General features: G+C 35.2%; 15 protein-coding genes and 1 pseudogene. 9 read left to right on the top strand and 7 right to left on the bottom strand.

All coding sequences use genetic code 11. From position 1 onward, the window contains the following. Positions 1–17: 17 nt before the first annotated feature. Positions 18–1,004 (bottom strand): S66 family peptidase, encoded by a 987-nt coding sequence (locus tag NSS97_RS27170; protein ID WP_044438431.1) that lies wholly within the window; start codon positions 1,002–1,004, stop codon positions 18–20. Between the two features lie 202 nt (positions 1,005–1,206). Here NSS97_RS27170 and NSS97_RS27165 point away from each other — a divergent pair, with 202 nt between their 5' ends. From NSS97_RS27165 to NSS97_RS27155, 3 genes are all read left to right on the top strand, one after another. Further along, the gene (locus NSS97_RS27165; protein WP_002089794.1) at positions 1,207–1,644 is read left to right on the top strand and encodes a DUF1934 domain-containing protein; all 438 of its coding nucleotides are present in this window, start codon (positions 1,207–1,209) and stop codon (positions 1,642–1,644) included. Continuing rightward, positions 1,644–3,314, top strand: a complete 1,671-nt coding sequence (gene argS, locus NSS97_RS27160) for an arginine--tRNA ligase (protein WP_002143903.1) — start codon at positions 1,644–1,646, stop codon at positions 3,312–3,314. The genes NSS97_RS27165 and argS overlap by 1 nt, the downstream gene beginning before the upstream one ends. Positions 3,315–4,906: 1,592 nt before the next feature. Beyond that, positions 4,907–8,656, top strand: coding sequence for a Cna B-type domain-containing protein (locus NSS97_RS27155; RefSeq protein WP_341114513.1), 3,750 nt, complete (start codon positions 4,907–4,909; stop codon positions 8,654–8,656). Positions 8,657–8,845: 189 nt separating this feature from the next. On the opposite strand, the pseudogene NSS97_RS27150 reads toward NSS97_RS27155, so the two are convergent. The 3 genes and pseudogenes from NSS97_RS27150 to map form a co-directional block, all read right to left on the bottom strand. Beyond that, positions 8,846–9,024 (bottom strand): annotated as a pseudogene (locus tag NSS97_RS27150) (type I methionyl aminopeptidase); the annotation flags it as partial. A gap of 382 nt (positions 9,025–9,406) precedes the next feature. Then, positions 9,407–10,807, bottom strand: a complete 1,401-nt coding sequence (locus NSS97_RS27145; protein ID WP_044438323.1) for a M28 family metallopeptidase — start codon at positions 10,805–10,807, stop codon at positions 9,407–9,409. A 527-nt stretch (positions 10,808–11,334) separates the two neighbouring features. After that, positions 11,335–12,129 (bottom strand): type I methionyl aminopeptidase, encoded by a 795-nt coding sequence (gene map / locus NSS97_RS27140; RefSeq protein ID WP_080118324.1) that lies wholly within the window; start codon positions 12,127–12,129, stop codon positions 11,335–11,337. A gap of 157 nt (positions 12,130–12,286) precedes the next feature. Between map and NSS97_RS27135 the strand changes: the two genes are divergently transcribed. The 4 genes from NSS97_RS27135 to NSS97_RS27120 are packed head-to-tail and all read left to right on the top strand — an operon-like array spanning position 12,287 to position 15,647. Further along, complete coding sequence (locus tag NSS97_RS27135; RefSeq protein ID WP_002034877.1) at positions 12,287–13,189, top strand: ABC transporter ATP-binding protein; 903 nt, start codon at positions 12,287–12,289, stop codon at positions 13,187–13,189. Next, a complete protein-coding gene (locus tag NSS97_RS27130; RefSeq protein WP_044438291.1) occupies positions 13,186–13,920 on the top strand; it encodes an ABC transporter permease in 735 nt (244 codons plus the stop codon). The genes NSS97_RS27135 and NSS97_RS27130 overlap by 4 nt, the downstream gene beginning before the upstream one ends. Beyond that, on the top strand, positions 13,921–15,048 hold the full coding sequence (locus NSS97_RS27125) for a sensor histidine kinase (protein WP_044438292.1): 1,128 nt from the start codon (positions 13,921–13,923) through the stop codon (positions 15,046–15,048). Beyond that, positions 15,045–15,647 (top strand): response regulator transcription factor, encoded by a 603-nt coding sequence (locus NSS97_RS27120; RefSeq protein ID WP_044438293.1) that lies wholly within the window; start codon positions 15,045–15,047, stop codon positions 15,645–15,647. The genes NSS97_RS27125 and NSS97_RS27120 overlap by 4 nt, the downstream gene beginning before the upstream one ends. Positions 15,648–15,686: 39 nt before the next feature. Here NSS97_RS27120 and NSS97_RS27115 read toward each other — a convergent pair whose 3' ends face one another. After that, positions 15,687–17,447: a M4 family metallopeptidase gene (locus NSS97_RS27115; RefSeq protein WP_341114509.1), complete on the bottom strand. Its 1,761-nt coding sequence runs from the start codon at positions 17,445–17,447 to the stop codon at positions 15,687–15,689. A 170-nt stretch (positions 17,448–17,617) separates the two neighbouring features. Between NSS97_RS27115 and NSS97_RS27110 the strand changes: the two genes are divergently transcribed. Both NSS97_RS27110 and NSS97_RS27105 read left to right on the top strand, forming a co-directional pair. Continuing rightward, the gene (locus tag NSS97_RS27110) at positions 17,618–18,475 is read left to right on the top strand and encodes a helix-turn-helix domain-containing protein (RefSeq protein WP_044438295.1); all 858 of its coding nucleotides are present in this window, start codon (positions 17,618–17,620) and stop codon (positions 18,473–18,475) included. Between the two features lie 88 nt (positions 18,476–18,563). Further along, positions 18,564–18,710 carry a quorum-sensing peptide PapR gene (locus NSS97_RS27105; protein ID WP_002068556.1) on the top strand — a complete coding sequence of 49 codons (147 nt, stop codon included), beginning with the start codon at positions 18,564–18,566 and terminating at the stop codon, positions 18,708–18,710. A gap of 16 nt (positions 18,711–18,726) precedes the next feature. On the opposite strand, the gene NSS97_RS27100 is transcribed toward NSS97_RS27105, so the two are convergent. Then, complete coding sequence (locus NSS97_RS27100; RefSeq protein WP_341114506.1) at positions 18,727–21,387, bottom strand: DUF4084 domain-containing protein; 2,661 nt, start codon at positions 21,385–21,387, stop codon at positions 18,727–18,729. 126 nt (positions 21,388–21,513) lie between these two features. Continuing rightward, positions 21,514–22,467, bottom strand: a complete 954-nt coding sequence (uvsE, locus tag NSS97_RS27095; protein ID WP_044438296.1) for a UV DNA damage repair endonuclease UvsE — start codon at positions 22,465–22,467, stop codon at positions 21,514–21,516. Between the last annotated feature and the right edge of the window lie 22 nt (positions 22,468–22,489).

Raw genomic sequence — 22,489 nt, 5'->3', positions numbered from 1 at the left:
AATCGTTCGCTCCTTTTTTAGTGCGTTAAAATGGTGATAGCTGAACTTTCTTTATTAGAAATGATTTTTGCCCTTCCGCCAATTGGGAAAGTAAAAATAGGAGTTGTATGTCCGAAACTTGTATTTGCAATGATAGGTATATGTGTAAGTTCAGGCTTTGAAGCAATCATTTCTTGAATGTCTTCTATCGTACATTCTGCTCCTTTTTGCATTCGTCCTATAACAATGCCTTTTACATGTTCAAAGTCAGGTTGATGCATAAGAGAATGTAAATATCGATCAAAAGTTTTTAGGGTAGATTTTCCTGTTAAACTATCCTCTTCAAGAAATAAAATTTTGCCCTGTAAGCTTGGCATATATGGTGTACCTTGCAGTAAATTAAATGTGCTCATATTGCCACCAATAATATCTCCCATCGCTTCCCCTTCTTGAATTGAAACATATCCTTCATTTTTAATAAATTCTCGATTTTCTTGATCCATATACCAAGAGTCATCGCTCCAAGTTTCAGCTGGTAGTATTTCAATAGGTTCATGAGAAGTTAAGCACTTTAAAAAGTAATCGGTCGTATAATCGAGCCCTTTCTCCATTCCAAATGAAGAGAAGTGAGGACCTGAATATGTAACTAAGCCTGTTTTAGCATAAATCGCGTTACTTAAAGCGGTAATATCAGAATAACCGCAGAAAATTTTCGGGTTTTCTCGAATTAAATCATAATCGAGATGTTTCAATAAACCATTAGAGTTGTATCCGCCAAGTGTCGTCAAAATGGCTTTTACATTAGAATCTCTAAATGCTTCGTGGAGGTCTTGAACTCGTGAAGAAATAGAAGAGGAAGCGAATCGATCTATCTCATCAGCATATTTTGAGAATGTAACTTGAAAGCCTATGTCGGTTAATCTTTTTATAGCAAGGTCTCTGTTTTCATTGGAGACAATACTTAAACTACAAGATGGTGAAATAACCCTTATTTCATCACCTTTTTTTAATTTTGTTGGTAGCATCAAATTCACCCCTTGAAATGAAAGAATATTTAGATTTAAAAAATATTTTAACATATGAAATAAAGTGAAGGTGAATTATTTTTTGAAAAGGAGTTTTCCTGATTTTTCAGCAGACAGACAGAGTCTTTTTTTGATATGATAGGAAAAGTGATTTATTATAAGTAGTATTTAATATCTATAACATTTGAAGGGTGTGCAAGACGTGAAGAAACAACTTGCAGGCTTGCCGGTACACGTTCATTTCGTAACAGAAATCCGTGAAGGGGCGAGGAAGGAAACCGTTGCTTTTGAAGCAAATGGTCAATACTATGTAAAAGGTCAAGGTACATATATAACATTCCAAGAGCCGAACGAACAAGGCGAAGTGAAAACAATTATTAAAATTCAAGATGAACAAGTTCTCATTATGCGTTCAGGTGCTATTTCTATGCGTCAGACGCATGTGAAAGGTGAATGGACAACTGGTACGTATACGAGTGAACTTGGTACGTTTGCATTGCAAACGAAAACTGATAACGTTCTTTTTAAATGGTCGGATGAAAAGAAAAAAGGACAACTCTTCTTAACGTACGCATTGCTTCTAAGTGAACAAGAAGCTGGCAGATATACAATTACACTTAATTTGAAGGAGGCAAAATAATGAATTCTTTAGAACAAGTAAAAGGATTGATTAAAGAAGAAATTCAAGCTGCTGTATTAAAGGCAGAACTAGCGACAGAAGAACAAATTCCAAACGTTGTATTAGAATCTCCAAAAGATAAAACAAATGGTGACTTCTCTACAAATATGGCAATGCAACTTGCACGCGTTGCGAAAAAAGCACCTCGTATGATTGCAGAAGACTTAGTTGCAAACTTCGATAAAGCAAAAGCTTCTATTGAAAAAATTGAAATCGCTGGTCCTGGTTTCATTAACTTCTACATGGATAATAGCTACTTAACAGACTTAATCCCAACAATCGTCAACGCTGGTGAAGCATACGGTGAAACGAATACTGGTAAAGGTGAAAAAGTACAAATTGAGTTCGTATCTGCGAATCCAACAGGTGATCTTCACTTAGGACATGCACGTGGTGCGGCAGTAGGTGACACTTTATGTAACGTATTAGCAAAAGCAGGATATGATGTATCTCGTGAGTACTACATTAATGATGCTGGTAACCAAATTCATAACTTAGCTCTTTCTGTTGAAGCTCGTTACATGCAAGCTTTAGGTTTAGAGAAAGAAATGCCAGAAGACGGTTACCATGGTGCGGACATCATTGGAATCGGTAAACGCTTAGCTGAAGAGTTTGGCGATCGTTATGCAAAAGCTGATGCAGAAGAAAGCTATGAATTCTATCGTTCATACGGTTTAAAATATGAGTTAGCAAAACTTCAAAAAGATTTAGCAAGCTTCCGTGTTAACTTCGATGTGTGGTTCTCAGAAACATCATTATACAAAAACGGAAAAATTGATCAGGCTCTTGCTGTATTAAAAGAGCGTGACGAAATCTTTGAAGAAGGCGGAGCAACTTGGTTCCGTTCAATGACTTACGGTGACGACAAAAACCGTGTATTAATTAAAAATGACGGTTCTTACACATACTTAACGCCAGATATCGCTTATCACCGTGATAAATTAGAGCGTGGTTTCGATAAGCTAATCAACATTTGGGGTGCTGACCACCACGGTTACATTCCTCGTATGAAAGCTGCTATTCAAGCACTAGGTTACGATAAAGAAACACTTGAAGTAGAAATCATCCAAATGGTACAACTGTACCAAAATGGTGAAAAAATGAAAATGAGTAAGCGTACAGGTAAAGCAGTTACACTTCGTGAGCTTATGGAAGAAGTAGGCGTGGACGCAATGCGATACTTCTTCGCAATGCGTAGCGGTGATTCTCATTTAGACTTCGATATGGACTTAGCTGTATCAAAATCTAATGAAAACCCAGTATACTATGCACAATATGCACATGCTCGTGTATGCAGTATCCTTCGTCAAGGTGAAGAGTTAGGATTAGCTACAGGCGGAGACGTGAATTACAAACTTGTTACTTCTGAGAAAGAAGTAGAGTTACTGAAAAAACTTGGTGAATTCCCAGCTGTAGTTGCGGATGCAGCGCAAAAGCGTCTGCCACACCGCATTACAAGCTATGCATTTGAATTAGCTGCAGCATTACACAGCTTCTACAATGCAGAAAAAGTATTAAACCAAGATAACTTAGAATTAAGTAAAGCTCGTTACGAATTAATGAAAGCAGTACGCACGACACTTCAAAATGCATTAGCAATCGTAGGAGTATCTGCACCAGAAAAAATGTAGTAGACAAAAGAAAAGATACTTATTTTTGTTTAGAAGTGATATACAAGTTGATATAAAAAACATCTGATCAGTCTATAAACTGATTAGATGCCAAAGAAAGAAGACCAACGAAAAGCCGTATGGGGGAGAACCTCACGTACGTCTTGATGAGGGGAAACTGAAATGAAAAAAAGAGATGGCAGAGCTGTCTCTTTTTTTATTTCAGTTTTCTAATATAAATACATGTGACAAATATATGTTATGGTGATGAAGTGAAAATAGTAAAATACCAATTAACTATTGATTTTTAGGAACGATTCTAGAATAATAGACTGTTGGGGGTAAAATTATCAAAAATCCATATATGTATTATTAGCTGGTGGAATGTTACTAGGAAATGGTGTGATTGTTGTAAAAAACATTGTTACAGCTATGCCAAATACTAAAATAACAACTCATCTAACCAAGTATCTAACCAATTAGTAATTAATCTTGAAAACTTCTAGCTTAGTCAAGAAACTAGGGGGATATGTTTAAAATAGTACAATTGAAGTTTTCATGATTTGATAAAAAATAATGAAAGGATATAAATCTCTCGGTTTTGATATTATCATCGTATATAAGCTCATTTTAATTCTTCGACATAGCCATGGAACCCATTAGGCAAAGTGTCTTTTCTCGACACTCATTTATATACTCCAAAAATGAAAAGGCTGAATTTCGTATTTCTATGCGATTTACATGAAATCAGTTGACAATCATACTCTTTTTTAGTTACCCCCAAATTCGGTCCACTGTATTCAAATTTGGAGAATATGACTATCATCTTGCATAGGCAAACAATACTTCATCCAGAGCGTTTTTAATTATATAATGCTGGCGGTGGGACGCTTCTTGTTCTACTTGTTTCGGTGTGTAGGTCGGCTGTGTAACTAAACACAAAAGGTTTTAACATATGGCCAATTTCACCGCAACTAATAATGGCAGAAAACGCATCTTCAATAACATCTTTTAGAATACGAGTATCCAAGTATGTTTCACAGTTCGAACTTTCCTCGGTTGATATGCTAATTTCGATTATAGATGGTACTACTTGTTATTCTTTTGGAGGATAAGTATGGAAGTTGGCCAAATGCATATTCGCTGTGAAATAGCTGGTCTATATTTGCCCACACTACAATTTTTGGTGTTGTCGCGCAATCGTTTGCGGTAGATGTGAAGAAGTTTCGGAAATTTTACGGCATAATAAGACGAAAGACTTTCATGAGTTTTATCGTGAGTGCTTTTTGAATTGTCTTCTTCTGATTTTGAAGTTATTCTATGGTCCGTCCATGTGTATTTGCAATTTGAATTTCTTTATCTGTTTTTGTTAAACAATATAGACCAGAAATAACATAGTTTAGACATGTCGGAGAAATGAGATGAATCTATATAAAAGTCAAACTTCAAGTTTCTAAGTAATAGAAGGGTTGAAAAAAGAGAAAAAGATGATAATAGCTATCAAAAATATTTAAGTGAAATAGCTTAATGACATTGAATAGTAGAATCTTTGTCATAGTATGTTTGCACCAGGATCTATCTATTTTTAATTTTATAGGAGGACAACATAAAATATGTATTTAAAAAGAGTTACTTCGATTTTTTCGATTATAATGATTTTCATGTTTACTATAGGCCAGAGTCTTTTACCTATAGTAGCAAATGCACAAGAACTAAACACAGCAGGACTTGTGGATAGTTTTCAGATTGGTAAAACAAATCTAAGTACCACAGAACGGACTAAAGTAACTGTAAACTTCAGTGAAAAAGATGGACTTAGGCTGAAGCCTGGAGACACACTAACATTAACACTGCCTCCAGAATTAAAAGGATTAGATAGGGAGTTTCCATTAGATGACTATGGTACTTGTAAAGTTACAGCAGGTACTGTGGTATGTACATTTAATGATAAAGTGGATACACATGAAAATATTCAAGGGTATTTAAACTTTTTCGTGGAAGCTACTAATGTAGGAACGGATCAAAAGAAAGAGATTGAAACCAATTTCGGTACAACTGTAGATAAGCAGTCTGTAACAATTACCGGTCCAAGTAGTGGTGGTGGCACAGATCCTGGAAAGCTACCGTTTTTTTATAAAACTGGTGATATGAACTCAGGTAAGGACAATGAAGTACGTTGGTTCTTGAATATAAATTTAAATAAAGAAGAGTTAAGTCGTGATATTGTTGTGACTGATAATTTACAGGAAGGTCAAACACTTAATAAGGATAGTTTCTATATAAGTGTAGATGATTATCTAGGTCGTCGATCTTTAACGCTACAAGAGTTTGAACAGCAAGGTTACGGAACGATTACCTTTACTGGAGACAGATCATTTAAAGTTGTGCTTAATAAGGATAAAGCACGTCTTGCTGCCTTTACGATTGGTTATACATCTACTATAACGGAAGCTGGGAAGAAGCAAGAGTTTTTTAAGAATGATTATACGATTGATTACCAAGTTCCAAACGAAGAACCAGTTACTGAATCGGGTACTCATCCAGTCGAAAATATGACAGCTGGTGGTGGTGCTACTGGTAACAAGGTTCCAAAAGGAAAGCTGAAAATTGTTAAACATATTGAAGGAAATAAAGAAAAAGTAATTCCGAATGTTTTGTTTAAGTTGTATAAAGAGTCTGGTGAACAAGTTGGGGGCGAATATAAAACAAATGAAAAAGGGATAGTTGAAACTCCTCAATTATCACCAGGTAAATATTATGTACAAGAGGTTTCAGCTCCAGACTATATTGATTTCGATCCTCAGAAAAAAGTAGAGTTTGAAATAAAATCAGATGATGAAAATGGAGTCGAACTGGATATTCCAAATAAAGTGAAAACTACATCTGTTTCAGGAACGAAGATGTGGAATGACAACAACAATAAGTTTGGTAAACGCCCAGAAAGCATCACAGTTCAATTGCTTCAAAATGGAACAGAATTTAAAACAGAAGAAGTGAAAGCTGATAAAGAAGGAAACTGGAACTTCAGTTTCACGGATCTTCCAAAGTACGATGAGCAAGGAAACGAGTACACGTACACAGTAAGTGAAGTAAAAGTAAACGACTATGAAACAAAAGTAGACGGAACAACGATTACGAACACTTACAAGAATGTGGAGACAACAGAACTTAGTGGTAAGAAAGTCTGGGAAGACTACAACAACAAGTTTGGTAAACGCCCAGAAAGCATCACAGTTCAATTGCTTCAAAATGGTACAGAGTTCAAAACAGAAGAAGTGAAAGCTGATAAAGATGGCAACTGGAATTTCAGCTTCAAAGATCTACCAAAGTACGATGGACAAGGAAATGAGTTCAAGTACACAGTAAATGAAGTAAAAGTGAAAGACTATGAAACAAAAGTAGACGGAACAACGATTACGAACACTTACAAGAATGTGGAAACAACAGAACTTAGTGGTAAGAAAGTCTGGGAAGACTACAACAACAAGTTCAACACACGCCCAGAAAGTATTACGGTTCAATTGCTTCAAAATGGTACAGAGTTCAAAACACAAGAAGTGAAAGCTGATAAAGAAGGTAACTGGAATTTCAGCTTCAAAGACCTACCAAAGTATGATGGACAAGGAAACGAGTACACGTACACAGTAAATGAAGTAAAAGTGAAAGACTATGAAACAAAAGTAGAAGGAACGACGATTACGAACACTTACAAGAATGTGGAAACAACAGAACTTAGTGGTAAGAAAGTCTGGGAAGACTACAACAACAAGTTCAACACACGCCCAGAAAGTATTACGGTTCAATTGCTTCAAAATGAAAAAGAATTTAAAACAGAAGAAGTGAAAGCTGATAAAGATGGCAACTGGAACTTCAGCTTCAAAGACCTTCCAAAGTATGATGGACAAGGAAATGAGTTCACGTACACAGTAAGCGAAGTAAAAGTAAACGGCTATGAAACAAAAGTAGACGGAACAACGATTACGAACACTTACAAAAATACGGAAGCGACAGAACTTAGTGGTAAGAAAGTCTGGGAAGACTACAACAATAAGTTCAACACACGCCCAGAAAGCATCACAGTTCAATTGCTTCAAAATGGAACAGAGTTCAAAACAGAAGAAGTAAAAGCTGATAAAGATGGCAACTGGAATTTCAGCTTCAAAGATCTACCAAAGTACGATGGACAAGGAAATGAGTTCACGTACACAGTAAATGAAGTAAAAGTAAACGGCTATGAAACAAAAGTAGACGGAACAACAATTACGAACACTTACAAAAATACGGAAGCGACAGAAATCAGTGGTAAGAAAGTCTGGGAAGACTACAACAATAAGTTCAACACACGCCCAGAAAGCATCACAGTTCAATTGCTTCAAAATGGAACAGAGTTCAAAACAGAAGAAGTAAAAGCTGATAAAGATGGCAACTGGAATTTCAGCTTCAAAGATCTACCAAAGTACGATGGACAAGGAAATGAGTTCACGTACACAGTAAGTGAAGTAAAAGTAAACGGCTATGAAACAAAAGTAGACGGAACAACAATTACGAACACTTACAAAAATACGGAAGCGACAGAAATCAATGGTAAGAAAGTCTGGGAAGACTACAACAATAAGTTCAACACACGCCCAGAAAGTATTACGGTTCAATTGCTTCAAAATGGTACAGAGTTCAAAACAGAAGAAGTGAAAGCTGATAAAGATGGCAACTGGAATTTCAGCTTCAAAGATCTACCAAAGTACGATGGACAAGGAAATGAGTTCAAGTACACAGTAAATGAAGTAAAAGTGAAAGACTATGAAACAAAAGTAGACGGAACAACGATTACGAATACTTACAAAAATACGGAAGCAACAGAAATCAGTGGTAAGAAAGTCTGGGATGATAACAACGCAATAGATCGTCCAGTATCCATCAAAGTAGACTTATTACAAAATGGAAAAGTTATTGACACGAAAGAAGTAAGCGTGGCAACAAACTGGAAGTACACGTTTGAAAAACTACAAGTATATGATGCAAACGGAGTAGCGTACAAGTATGAAGTGAAAGAACAACCAGTAGCGGGATACAAATCCGAAGTAAAAGGTTATGACATCACAAATACAAAAATCACGGACGAACCAAATGTAGATCCAAGCACAGATCCAAAAGATCCAAGCACAGATCCGAAAGATCCAAGCACAGATCCAAATACAAATACAGACAAAAATAGCGATTCAAAAGTTCCACCTACTACAGAAAATGATAAGCCAACATTACTTCCTAACACAGGAGGAACATCAGCAGAAATGATTTCAATTCTTGGCGGTATGGTATTGTTCCTTTTAGGTGGAATTCTATTTGCTCGTCAGCGAATAAAATAATAAAAAAGCTTTAGATTATTGATTAAACCGTAATCTGAGTAGCAGACAAGTTGAAAAATTACTATTGATATTACGCCCTTTAGGTAAGTATTCAAAAACTTCACGATAAAGTGAAGGTAAGAATGCAACCTGAAGGGTTTTTTTTATAGAAAAAGAGAACAGTTTCAAGTTGGACTCAATCAGCGGCCCAATAATATGGTCAGCTTTCATAGAGATAAGCGGCTCTAAAGTAATAACGAAACCGCTTTCAATAAGTCTATTATCCATTGGACCATAAGCTTAGAATGTGGTGTGGTATCTCATGTGATTTAAGATCAATGACCATGTTCCGTTAAGTTTTGGATGAATACATAGCCATTTTTATGGCTAATTTAGAAATAGCATTTTGTAAAGCTTTGTTCGTGAGTAGCTGCATCAGCGTTTGTTTCAGGAATAAAAGCATTAGTTCCTAAAATAACTGTTAAATCTAACACAACTGCAAGAATAATTTTTTCATAGTAGAAAGCCTTCTTTATTAGATGTAATTACTATTATTACAATTTTTATTCTACATGGTAATACCATTCAATAATACAATTACATTAATATATTACGTTTTATATTATACATGATAAATCGTATAATTAATATACTTTAATTGATGTATTAAGATTTTTTTCGGGTAATAACGCCATGTAATAGATATGCTTTTATACATATTTATTTTTCCTTCATAAAAAGCCACCGATTAGTCGGTGGCTTGAAATAGTATTAAGCAACTTTTTGCCCTGTTTGAGTAACAGGTTTTTGAAGAGTGTTATAAACACCAGTTCCGATAACTTCCAATGCCATTTTCATACGTTCTGGTGAAATGTTCTCAAATACGTTATCTTGAGGCGTGTGATATACTTTTTCAATATGATAGATTAATGGATTCCAACTATCGACGCCCATCCAAATAAATAGTGCAGAAGGGATACCCACTTCAGCAAATGGTACGTGATCACTAGAGCCAAATTTTCCTTGAAGAACGAGATTATTATTTAATTGTTTACCTGCTTGTAAGGCAGCATCTGTTACAAAATTTGTTGAGCCATCAGGAGTCATTACATATAAATTCTTTGCTTTATCATAATTTGTTGCAACCATGTCTGCGTTAAAGACACCTAAAATTCGATCACGTTCCTTTTGGGACAGACTATTAACATAATAATCAGAGCCAAGTAGGCCAGTTTCCTCAGAACCAAAAGCAATAAAACGAATTTCTTTATCAGTTTCTACATTTTGAAAAGCACGAGCCAGTTCTAATACTAATCCTGTACCAGAAGCATTATCATTTGCCCCAGGTGCTCCAACGACACTATCGTAGTGTGAACTTACAACGACGGCCTTTTCATTACCTGTACTATTTTTTGGTTTCTTTTTTGCGATGACATTTAAGGATGTTAAATTAGATTCATGTCTCGCTTTTAGTGAAAGAATTGTTGTCTCTTTTTTAGCGATTTCTTCTTTAAATGCATTTCCTTGAGCATAAGCAAGACCGAAGACAGGGATAGACTGTTTTTTAGTTAAGCGAGGATTGAAAGTTTGTCCATAGTTTCCACGACCTCCAATTAAACTGTATAAAAGAACACCTTTTGCCCCTTTACTAACAGCATTCTCAACTTGTTTATTATAATCTACTACTGTTGCACCCCTTTCGAATAAAACAATTTTTCCGTTTACCTCATTTGGAATATCGTCCAATTTTGTACCACCTTGAACAAAGATAAGCGGAGCTGTAACAGCTTCTGTAGAAATTAGTGAATTTGGAGCAGCACCAGCTTGCCAATTACGCTTTGTCCCTAATGGTGATTCGATAAATCCAACGTATTGATCCGGCACTTGAAAGGGCTGATACTCTACTTCATATCCCATTGATTTAAGCTCCATACCAACATAGCGAGAAGCCCATTCTTCTGATTTTGTACCACCTGGACGGGGACCAATTGTTTCGGATAAGAAACGGATATGCTCGATGGCGCGGTTTGCATCAACTTGTTTTGTAATAGGTGGAGTCTGTGTAATTTCTGACGTGGAATCAGCTTTTGCTTGTCCGATTGGAGCTAAGCTAACGGCGAGTGATACAGCAAGCAAGGAGCTTACTATTTTTTGTTTCAGTGATTTTCTCATTTTTTCCTCTCCCATTCTTCTATTCTCTCTGACTGACAAAAGAAGACGGTTAACGACTTTATTTTACCTTTATATGTATGAATTTTCAATAAATGTATGTTGAGAAATAAAAAATGCTATATGCATATTTACATATTTTTAGCGGAGATATGTATGCTATCATTTTAAATGAAGGATCGCTTTCTGTTTTGAAGGCTCCTACATTGCATGAATCTAGTGTACCCAAACTTTAGATTATGTAGGGAAAAGAGATCCGTTATAGGATTTCTTTTCTTTTGTTTGAATCATGTGATGATAACTATGTTTCCGCATTTCATAATTATCATCAGTGATATATGTAAGGCATCCATATGAAAATACGAGGCTGTTCAAGAGTTTTCCGTACTTTTGGACAGCCTCACCCCGTTAAAAAGGTGATACTTTGATGTATCACCTTTTTATTTTTATAAGCTTTCTGTTTATAGGGATGTTACATAATCAAAAACAGCCGCTTTAGTAGAAGGAATCTACAAAACGGCTATTTTTGATTATAGTTGAGTTAAAATAATTGGCTCGCCACGAGTGACGACAACTGTATGTTCACATTGTGCAACAAGGCTTTTATCTGGTGTAACGAATGTCCAACCATCATCACCGCGCTCAATAATATGATCAGCTTTCATAGAGATGAATGGTTCTACAGCGATAACAAGGCCGTCTTTTAGAAGTGCATTATCCATTGGATCATAGTAGCTTAAGATGTGATTTGGGGCTTCGTGTAAGCTAAGACCAATGCCGTGACCAGTTAAGTTTTGAATAACGTTATATCCACTTTTATGTGCAAAGTTAGAAACAGCACGACCAATTTGATTTTGTTTTGAGCCAGCTTTTACTTTTTTCATTGCTTCCCAAAATGAGTCTACTGCTGCTTGGCAAAGTTTTTCTTTTTCTTCATCGTCGCCAAGAACAAATGAGATACCTGTATCTGCATAATATCCGTCAAGTGCTGCTGATACGTCTACGTTTACTAAATCGCCTTCTTTTAATACGCGATCGCTTGGAATGCCGTGAGCAACTTCTTCGTTTACACTAATGCAAGTTACACCTGGGAATTTATATTCTTTTTCAGGCGCTGAAATAGCACCGTGCTCATCTAATACTTTTTTACCAATTAAATCAAGCTCTTTCGTTGTCATACCTGGCTTCGCTTGCTTTTTCATTTCTTCGCGTGCAAGTGCAACGATGCGGCCGATTTTTCGTAAACCTTCTAAATCTTGTTCATTACGAATAATCATGAAAACCACTGTCCTTCCTCGAATATATGTCTTATCCGATTGTATCATGTTTGTTTTTGTACTGCTACTCGCATGCGGTATGCAGGCTGATTCCTCTCATAAAGAATACATGACAATTGTCATATGGATGTCATGACGCATCATACTGTTTCCTAACTTTTCCAGCGCATACAATGTAAATATAAGAAACGGCGGGGGTGGAGAGATGGAAAAGATTATTGAAGTAAATGGTGTTTCTAAAACATTTAAACATAAAAAAGCAGTAAATAACGTTTCATTTCATGTAAATAAAGGGCAAATAGTAGCATTACTCGGCCCAAATGGTGCGGGGAAAACAACGACAATTTCAATGATGCTCGGATTAAAAGATCCGACAGAAGGGAATGTTTCGATATTTGGAAAGAGCCCGAAGCATAGAGATGTTCGTAATAGCCTCGGTGCGATGTTGCAAGAAGTAAGCGTTATTGACAGCATCACAGTAGAAGAGGCAATTGAGTTATTCCGTAGTTATTATACGAATCCAGTAGCGAAAGAAACATTACTTCAGCTATCGAATTTAGAATCAGAGCGAAAGCAAAGATGTGAAAAGTTATCAGGTGGTCAAAAGAGAAGGTTGAATTTTGCACTCGCACTTGCGGGAAATCCAGATTTATTATTTTTAGATGAACCAACTGTAGGGATGGACATTACGTCTCGAAAAGTGTTTTGGGAAACGATTCGAAAGTTAGCAAGTGAAGGGAAAACGATTATTTTAACGACGCACTATTTAGAAGAAGCAGATGCGTTAGCGGACCGCATTTTATTATTCGCAAACGGAAAAATTATCGCAGATGGTACGCCGGATGAAATGAAAGCGACGATTTCTCGAAAAACGATCTCGTTTTATTCAAAAGAAAGTATCCCTACGGGCCTGCTAAAGGAATTGCCGAATGTAACAGGAGTACAGTCAAATGAGGGGCGGATTATTTTAACAACGGAGGATACCGATGCCACGTTACAAGCAATTTATCAAAAGAACTTACCTGTAACAGATATTTCAGTTGAACGTGGAAGTCTCGATGAAGCATTTGAACAGTTTGTCGCAAATCAGAAGGGGGAAATCGCATGAGAGCACTATGGATGCAATGTAAAATAGAGGTTTTACGTACGTTCCGTAATAAATTATTTATCTTTTTCTCATTATTAATGCCAGTTATGTTTTACTACATCTTTACAAATGTTATTCAAGTACCACAAAACGGAGATGCTTGGAAAGCTCATTATTTAATTTCAATGGCGACTTTCAGTATTGTAGGGACTGCACTTTTTAGTTTCGGTGTGAGACTTTCTCAGGAAAAAGGGCAAGGATGGACACATCTTTTAAAAATTACACCACTTCCAGAGGGGGCATATTTAGCAGCAAAGATTATTGCCCAAACAGTAGTGAATGCTTTTTCAATCTTAGTTATTTTTATGGCAGGAATATTAATTAATAATGTTGAGTTAACAGTAGGTCAATGGATTGGTGCCGGATTATGGTTATTATTAGGCGTGACACCATTTTTAGCACTCGGAACAGTAATAGGTTCAATTAAGAAGGCGGATGCAGCTGCTGGCCTGGCTAATATTTTAAATATGAGCTTAGCGGTAGTTGGCGGATTATGGATGCCGATAGAAGTATTCCCAAAAGTATTAAGGTCTATTGGAGAATGGACACCGACATATCATTTTGGTAGTGGGGCATGGGATATTGTAGCTGGGAAGTCAGTTGGGTGGGAAAATATCGCGGTACTAGGAGGTTATTTCCTTATATTTGTTGTAGTATCAATATATATAAGGAAAAGACAGGAAGCGGTATAAATGATAGAGAAGAAGTTTGAGATTTTTCCGAAACAGATGGGTTTCTTCCCATATATGTGGTTAGTGTATCTGTTATTTCCGATTTACCATCTAACGCAGGTATCAGGGTGGAAACTTGGGATAGGGAGCGGTATGTTGGTGCTTTTTATTATCACATACCGTCAACTTTATTTTGTTAATAAGACGTTCATTTTATGGGCATGTATTCAAATGGTACTCATCTTTTTATTTGCCTTATTTTATAATGCTTTTATGATATTTTTTGGTTTTTTCACGGCAAGTGCGATGGGCTTTGCGCCAAGTAAGAAAGTATTTCGAGTGTTGTTAGGACTGTTGATTACAATGCTTGGGGCCTTTATATTCGTATATTTTAAGCATTTAACAACTACAAATTTAGTGAATATAGTTCCAATGTTTATTTTAATGCTTCTTACGCCATTTGGAATGCGTAATTTTAATCAAAAAAAGATGTTGAAAAATCAATTAAACGAAGCAAATGAACAAATTAAAGACTTAGTAAAACGTGAAGAGCGCCAGCGAATTGCAAGAGATCTTCATGACACGTTAGGACACACATTATCTCTTATTACTTTGAAAAGTCAGCTCGTGGAGAAGTTAATTGTGAAAAATCCAGATCGTGCAAGTATGGAAGCGAAGGAAATTACACAAACATCTCGCACCGCTTTAAAACAGCTGAGAGAATTAATTTCTGATATGCGTATGATTACAGTGGAAGAAGAACTTGAGCAAATAAAAGCGATTTTGCAAGCTGCCAATATTGAATTAGAAGTAAAGCAGGAGGCTAATTCTAGCTCGTTATCACCAATTGAACAAAATATTTTAGGTATGTGTTTACGTGAAGCTGTTACGAATGTCGTGAAGCATAGTAAGGCAAAGGCATGTACAGTTTCTATATTAGAATCACAAGGTGAGTTGATTTTGAAAGTAGAAGATAATGGCGTCGGTTTGGAAAATCAAAGTCATGATGGAAACGGTATTCGAGGTATGAAGGAGCGGATTTCCCTTATTGATGGAGTAGTTGAACTGGATACGATCAATCCAGGGACACTGTTAACGGTGAAAGTTCCAATTGTAATTAGAACAGGAAAAGATGAGGTGAGGGCATGATTCGAATTATTATTGCAGAAGATCAACGAATGCTTCGTGGTGCATTAGGAGCCCTGCTTGATCTAGAAGATGATATTGAAGTAGTTGGGCAAGCGGCGAACGGTGAAGAGGCCTTAAAGTTAATTGAATCGTTAGAGCCAGATATAAGTATTATGGATATTGAAATGCCAATTCAAAGTGGATTAGATGTTGCAGAAACTTTAAAGAAAGAAAAATCATCTTGTAAAGTAATGATTTTAACAACATTTGCGCGTCCTGGGTATTTTGAAAGGGCAATGAAAGCTGGTGTGCACGGATATTTGTTAAAAGATAGCCCAAGTGAGGATTTGGCTTCGGCGATTCGTAACGTAATGAAAGGGAAACGAGAGATTTCTCAAGAGTTAATGTTTGGCTTATGGCAAGAGCAGAATCCGTTATCGGATCGTGAAAAAGAAGTGCTGTTACTTGCGAAAGAGGGAAAGACAGCAAATGAAATTGCGAAGGCACTTTATCTTTCACCTGGTACAGTGCGTAATTATATTTCTGAAGTATTAACGAAGCTCGATGCGAAAAATAGGATTGAGGCAATTACAATTGCGGAAGAAAAGGGATGGATATGAAAAAGAAGTTTACCTATAATCGGTAAACTTCTTTTTTGCTTATTTTCCTTGTTGTACTTCTACTACTTTACTAATTTTTGCTAGTGCTTTATATCCATGTGCTTGGAAAGCCTTTTCGAATTCTGTCGATGTTGTATTGCCATATAAATCTTTTGCAGCCTGTACGATGTGGGATTGAAGTGATTCAAAATCTTCTGCTGAAGTTGCGTAATTTTGCAATGCACGCATAACAACTTTACTTACTTTTTCATTTCCTTGTTTTTGAACAGATATACCGTTATACGTTTTACCTTCAGCTAATTGATATAATACATGGCTGATAATTCCAGAATTCACGTGAGATTCTTGATCATTTCCATCATTATAGAAATCTTTTAAGTTTGTGTATAGTTTGTTGCCGCCGTCACCAATTTCCCCTGGGATGTCACGAATTGTTAGACCACCTAACGTATCACCCATAATCCAATTTCCTTTATCTTTCTTTACGTAATATTCTATTTGTGTACCCCAAAAATCTGCTAGACCTTCATTTAGCGCAGATGTTTCAGCACTTGGATATCGCACAATTTTATTTTTCGTCGTACCACTAAATACAGCATGTCCAAATTCATGAGCTGTTACGTCAAGAGCAGAGGTTAATTTTCCCTTTAACCCGTCACCAAAGACCATTTGATTCCAACCTGGATGCCAAAATGCATTTACATAGTTTTCTTTTACACCATCACTAACTTCAGTAGAATCAAATCCGTGGACGCTAGCAACAACTTTTGAGTCTTTATTATCGTAACTTTTCAGATTATGTTCTTTCTTAAAATAGTCGTAAATATCACTCATATTTTTCATAACACCAGCTGCTTCTTTATCTAAGAAGTTAGAGTTATCGCTTGAAATAAGTGTCCCTGGATAACCAGCTTGGCTATCGCCACCAAGGGAATCAGCGTGGTTTGCGTTGTAAATATAAATACCATTTCCGCGGGATAAATCAGCTAAATAAAATTTTCCATCAGAGCCTTTCGCAATATTAAATAATACATTTTCTTGTAGCGCATTTTTCCCAGTTCCTTGTTCTTTCGCTGGTGATAGTTTAGGTGCTGTTACTTGATTAATAGTTTTATTCTCTTTATTTTTAATAAACTTTTCTTGGAAAAGTACTTCACCAGTTTGTAAGTCCATGATTGCATTTCCGTTTATAACTTGTTCATTGTTTTCATAAGTAAATGTAAGGACCGTTGCGTATGTATAGTAGCCATCTTTTTTCTTATAAACTACCGTTTCGCTAGAAAATTCTGTTTCTGTCGCATCACTTGGAATTTGAAGTATATTGCGTAATTTAGATTTTACTTCATTTTTCGACAAAAAATTTGTTATAGTAAGATTAAGTTGTTGGTCTAAATTTTGGGCAACTTTACCACTAACAGTTGTAATTACTCCATTTTTATCTACTTTTACAATGAGATCTTGACCATATACTTTATAGTTTTTGTATGTTTGTGCAAGGCGTAATTCGGTTTGATTTTCTTTTGTTTCTTTATTTGTAGGTTGAAAATCGACATTCTTTTCAGTAGTAACTTGCTCTTGTTGAGCTTTAGCCCCATTTACCTCACCTTTTAAATACTTTTTAGCAATATTCTCTTTTGTATCGTTTTGAGGTTGTGTTAATTTTCCGATTGTTAAACCAGGCTGAGCAATTTCAACTTTTACTTCATTTTTATCTAATTCTTGAGCGTGAATAACTTCTGTTGATAAAGGACAAAGAAGACCGAATGTAACGAAAGCACTAGCAAGTTTTCTATAATTCATCTATAACACTCCTAATCTTGTATTGTGTATGTGAGATGAATTGTATGAGGAATTTGCCGAATTTTATATATATTATGCATTATTTCATATCAAAAATTGTCGAATGCACATTATTGTAGTGGTATGACAACTTAAAAAATTAGATTGTTATAATGGGACGGTGAGCAAGTATGCACGCAGAAAAACTAGGAAGCGAAATAAAGAAAATTAGGGGAATGAGAGGATTAACACAGAAACAACTCTCCGATAATGTATGTCATCAATCGGAGGTGAGCAGAATTGAGTCGGGCGCGGTATACCCAAGTATGGATATATTGCAAGGTATTGCAGCAAAGTTACAAGTTCCCATTATTCATTTTTATGAGGTACTCATTTATTCTGATATCGAGAGGAAAAAGCAGTTAAAAGATCAAATCATTATGCTTTGTAAGCAAAAGAAATATAAAGAAATATATAATAAAGTATGGAATGAACTGAAAAAGGAAGAATATCATCCTGAGTTTCAGCAGTTTCTTCAATGGCAATATCATGTATCTGCGTATGTGCTAAAGAAGATTGATTATGAATATTGTATTCTGGAGCTAAAAAAGCTACTAAATCAACAGTTAACTGGAATAGACGTGTATCAAAAACTTTATATAGAAAATGCAATTGCAAATATTTATGCTGAAAATGGTTATTTTAAGAAGGGTATGGAGTTATTTGAAGGTATATTAAAGCAATTAGAGGCATTGCCTGAAAATAAAGAGTTTGATGTGAAGGTAAGACATAATCATGCAAAAACATTATACTTAGATAATCAATATGAAGAAGCACTTTATCAAATAAATAAAGCCATTGAAATATCATGTCGAATTAATAGTATGGCATTGATTGGACAGTTATACTATCAAAAAGGTGAATGCTTAGAAAAGCTAGAGTATGATGGGGCAGAGATTGAAGATGCTTATGAAAAAGCTTGCTTCTTTTTCGATATATTAGAAATGCATGCGTATAAAGAAACGCTTATAAAAAAAATGAAGAAATAAAAACGACCTAAAAAATAGATATGCATAATTGCATACGATATGGATAAATTTTCATGATATATTAAAAGAAAAATGTGGGTGATGGAATATGAAAAAACTACTTATTGGTAGTCTATTAACGTTAGCGATGGCATGGGGTATTTCATTAGCAGATACAGCTTTAGAGAAAAGCCAAGTAATTTCTCATAATGATCAAGAGGTACAATTAGCTTCAGATATGCCTTTTGAGTATTAAAAAGCAACCGTCTTACTTAGACGGTTGTTTTTTTATGGAGTAACATCCAAACATCTTTACTAGAAACAGGTTTGCTAAAGAGGAATCCTTGAATGTGGTCACAGTTTTGCTCGTGTAAAAACTTCCATTGTTCTTCTGTTTCTACACCTTCCGCAATAACCTCTAAATTTAATTCTTTCGATAGCTTAATAATGGAAGCGATAATGGCTTCTTCTAAAGGGCTATTTGTAATTCCACAAATAAATTCTCGAGCAATTTTTAATGTATTGATTGGATATTTCGTTAAATAAGCTAAAGAACTATAACCAGTTCCAAAATCATCAATTGAAATACCAAGATTTTGAAGTTCTTCTAGTTTAGCAATTACAGAATGATTTTGATTAATCGCGATACTTTCTGTAATCTCAATATCTAGCGCTTCCGGCTTTAGTTCGGTTTCTTCCAAGACTTTTGAAATAGTTGATATTAAATCTGCGTGATTGAATTGAACAACAGATAAATTTACACCAACCTTTAAGTGAGAAAATCCTTGGTTATGCCACTTTTTTGCTTCTAAGCAGGCGGTACGTAAAATCCAATTACCAAGTTCAATAATAAATCCTGTTTCCTCTGCTAGAGGAATGAATTGGGCAGGCGATACAATTCCGAGTTTTGGATGTTTCCAGCGAATTAATGCCTCAAAACCGATAATTTGTTTTGTTTTTGTATTTACTTGTGGTTGATATTCAAGGAAAAATTCATTTTGTTGTAGAGCTTTTGAAAGTTCACCTTCTAGGAAGTGTATTTCATTTTGCGCAATACTCATTTCTTTTGAGAAGAAAATAAATCTATTTTTCCCATTAGCCTTTGCTCGATACATAGCCATATCTGCATTTTTCATTAATTCGGTTACATCGGTTCCGTAGTCAGGGTACATCGCAATTCCGATACTCGGTGTAACAGAAAGTTCTTCATCTTTAATAAAGTAAGGCTTATTTAAAATAGTTAAAATTTGTTCAGCCATAAAAGAAGCACTTTTTTCAGAGTACATATCTGGTAATAGAATCGTAAATTCATCTCCGCCTTGGCGGGCAACGATATCTTTTGAACGCAAACATCCACGTAATCTTTTTGCTACTTCAATTAATAATAAATCTCCGACATCATGGCCGAGTCGATCGTTAATTTTTTTAAATCGATCTAAGTCGAGGAACATGACCGCAACGTCATTAGTGGTGTTTTGAGCTGTATTTAAAATCGTTTTTAAATCTTTTTCGAATTTCCGTCGATTCGGTAGTCCTGTAAGTGCATCATGGAAAGCCATATGCTCTACTTGCTTTTGTTTTTCATATAAAGTTGTAATATCACGTGCGATACCAAACATCCCAACAACTTCTTTATTTATAAAAATAGGGATGAATGTAATGTGAAGGTGATAATAATAGCCTTCTTTTTCTTTTGTACGAATTTCTAGAGTTTGTGGTCTACCTTCTTTTGTAATTTGTAAAGATTTCTTCAATAATTCATGATCTTGTGGATCAATGAAGTGTTGAAGAGAATAGCTTGTTACTTCACAATAATAGGCTGTAAATAAACTTTCACAAGCCGTATTAGATTGTTGAAAAATCCCGTTCATATTTAAAGAAAAAACAGCATCAGGATGATCTTCGAATAAAGATTTATAACGTTGTTCACTTTTTGATAGGGCAGATACGCCTTCTTCAACTTCATCTTCTAGTTGTGTAGTCAACTGTTCATACGAATCGATTAATACTTGATTATCTTTCCACATGTAAAGTTGTCGTAGGAATAATAATACTAGACCGATTAGCATGAACTTATCATCCCAAGGTTGAATAACAACAAAGGAAAAAGTAATGATTATACTAAAATAAGGTAATATAAAGCGTACATAATCGAATCGATAATATTTCGTTTTCGTTTCATGTTGCATTGGTTTATCCAAAATGTACAGTATGGAAGACAAACCAATTAATAAAATTGAAGCAGTATGTATTAAGTAAGAGACTTCAGAAGAAGTTTCCATCCCTGCGTTTAATTGAAACAGATGTATATATCCGTACACAAGTATGATAGTAAAGCCGATAATTAATGAAATTCTGCTAGAAGAATACCGTTCTCTTCTATATAGGCTAATAACGGCGTAAATTACTAATGATTGTGCGATAAAATACCCAATCAAAATCCACGTGTCCTTTGTTAACATACGAAAGCTTGAAAGATCCAAAATAAAAGTTAAGGTAAAATAAATATTCATAATAACAATAAAGATGCTATCGAATGAAAATTGAGCAAGGCCTCTAATAGAGTAATGTTTTATGAACTTTATAGCAAAGCCAGAGAAGAGTAAAATATATTGTACGATGAAAAAGGGCGACGCCTTATATGAGAATATGACTTGATCATATATAGAAAGTGAATGAAGAAATAAAGTTATCTCCATTGTCAATCCACATAGGCAAGTGCATAGTACTAAAACCCAAAATAGTTTGTCACCGCGCTTCATTTTCTTAATTGCTTTATATAGGCAATAGCAAGAAAAGAGTGTAGCAAAACAAAATAAGAAGAGAATGCCAATTTCTTTTATATTCAAGCTCTTAGGAATAAGGAATATCCAAAGAGAAAATATAATAATATACATCATGACAAATTGTACATATTTTTTTTGATTGATCATATAATGGCTCCGTTTCAATAAAGTTGAATCACAGGGGGAAAATGCTAATTTAAATAATAGCATATAAAACAGGAGCTTTTTTACTATAAGAAATACTTTTTGAAAAAAATAGCGCAACGTTACAATTTACCATTGTATTGTTGCGCCTTTTATTCTTTTCACTCCCCTTATAGAAGAGATTTCATCTATTAACTGAAGAAGTGCTAAATCCTTTTGTTTACTTTCAATCATAATATCGAAATCATGATTAATTTTTTTTGTAATGTGTAAAAAGGGTTTAATAAACTCTAAATCAATATAATTTGCGTGAGCCCTAAATTCTTTTACGGATTTAGGAGAAGAAATATGAACTTTAGGAAGGACATTTGTATGTGACCAAGTTTTAAATATCATAGGAAGTAATTCTTCTAGCGGTTCATTACAAAGGTTCGCTATGTGATGATGATAATCAAACACGAAAGGGATTTTTTCTTTTTGACAAATAGCCAAAGTTTCAGAAGTTGTATACGTTTTATCGTCATTTTCAAGAGTCATTTGTCTTTTTACATGGCATGGAAGTTTTTGTATGTTTTCATGAAAACGTTCGATTGCCTTCTCCTTATTTCCATACGCGCCACCTACATGGATATTAATGTAGGAAGAATCTGCAATTCCCATAGCATTTAACACGTTATAATGATAGGTCATATCTGTAATTGCATTAGTTGTAATATGTGGTTTGTCGCTTGTAAATAGTGTGAATTGGTTGGGATGAAAACTTACGCGTAAATTGTGTTCTTGAATTAATGCCCCTATTTTACGCCATAGTGGAGCAAATATTTGAATGTAATCAAATTCAACTTCAGGATGTGTTGCAAGCGGGACGATAGAAGATGATAAACGATATAATGGAATTTCGTGTGCAATATTGTAATGAAGGATGCGTATTGTGTGTTCTAGATTTTGCAGTGTAACATTATATAATTTATCTTCACGCTCTTGTTTTTTTAGCTTTTTCCAGCTTGTAAATGTCATTGTTTTGGCAGGCGAACAGTCCCATAATGCCGTAGCATGTGAGACATATCCAAATCGAATTATCATATGTGATGCACCTCCTTGGCCC

Source organism: Bacillus sp. FSL R12-0074 (assembly GCF_038005725.1).
Taxonomy (GTDB): domain Bacteria; phylum Bacillota; class Bacilli; order Bacillales; family Bacillaceae_G; genus Bacillus_A; species Bacillus_A mycoides.
The sequence above is the reverse complement of the archived record's forward strand: the minus strand, read 5'-3'. Positions and strand labels throughout refer to the sequence as shown.

Bases quoted from the DNA above. Each gene is read 5' to 3' on its own strand.
- NSS97_RS27130 (WP_044438291.1), top strand. From the start codon at position 13,186: ATGAGAGCACTATGGATGCAATGTAAAATAGAGGTTTTACGTACGTTC.
- NSS97_RS27115 (WP_341114509.1), bottom strand. From the start codon at position 17,447: ATGAATTATAGAAAACTTGCTAGTGCTTTCGTTACATTCGGTCTTCTT.
- NSS97_RS27120 (WP_044438293.1), top strand. From the start codon at position 15,045: ATGATTCGAATTATTATTGCAGAAGATCAACGAATGCTTCGTGGTGCA.
- NSS97_RS27125 (WP_044438292.1), top strand. From the start codon at position 13,921: ATGATAGAGAAGAAGTTTGAGATTTTTCCGAAACAGATGGGTTTCTTC.
- NSS97_RS27135 (WP_002034877.1), top strand. From the start codon at position 12,287: ATGGAAAAGATTATTGAAGTAAATGGTGTTTCTAAAACATTTAAACAT.
- uvsE (WP_044438296.1), bottom strand. From the start codon at position 22,467: ATGATAATTCGATTTGGATATGTCTCACATGCTACGGCATTATGGGAC.
- argS (WP_002143903.1), top strand. From the start codon at position 1,644: ATGAATTCTTTAGAACAAGTAAAAGGATTGATTAAAGAAGAAATTCAA.
- NSS97_RS27100 (WP_341114506.1), bottom strand. From the start codon at position 21,387: ATGATCAATCAAAAAAAATATGTACAATTTGTCATGATGTATATTATT.
- NSS97_RS27105 (WP_002068556.1), top strand. From the start codon at position 18,564: ATGAAAAAACTACTTATTGGTAGTCTATTAACGTTAGCGATGGCATGG.
- map (WP_080118324.1), bottom strand. From the start codon at position 12,129: ATGATACAATCGGATAAGACATATATTCGAGGAAGGACAGTGGTTTTC.
- NSS97_RS27110 (WP_044438295.1), top strand. From the start codon at position 17,618: ATGCACGCAGAAAAACTAGGAAGCGAAATAAAGAAAATTAGGGGAATG.
- NSS97_RS27145 (WP_044438323.1), bottom strand. From the start codon at position 10,807: ATGAGAAAATCACTGAAACAAAAAATAGTAAGCTCCTTGCTTGCTGTA.
- NSS97_RS27170 (WP_044438431.1), bottom strand. From the start codon at position 1,004: ATGCTACCAACAAAATTAAAAAAAGGTGATGAAATAAGGGTTATTTCA.
- NSS97_RS27155 (WP_341114513.1), top strand. From the start codon at position 4,907: ATGTATTTAAAAAGAGTTACTTCGATTTTTTCGATTATAATGATTTTC.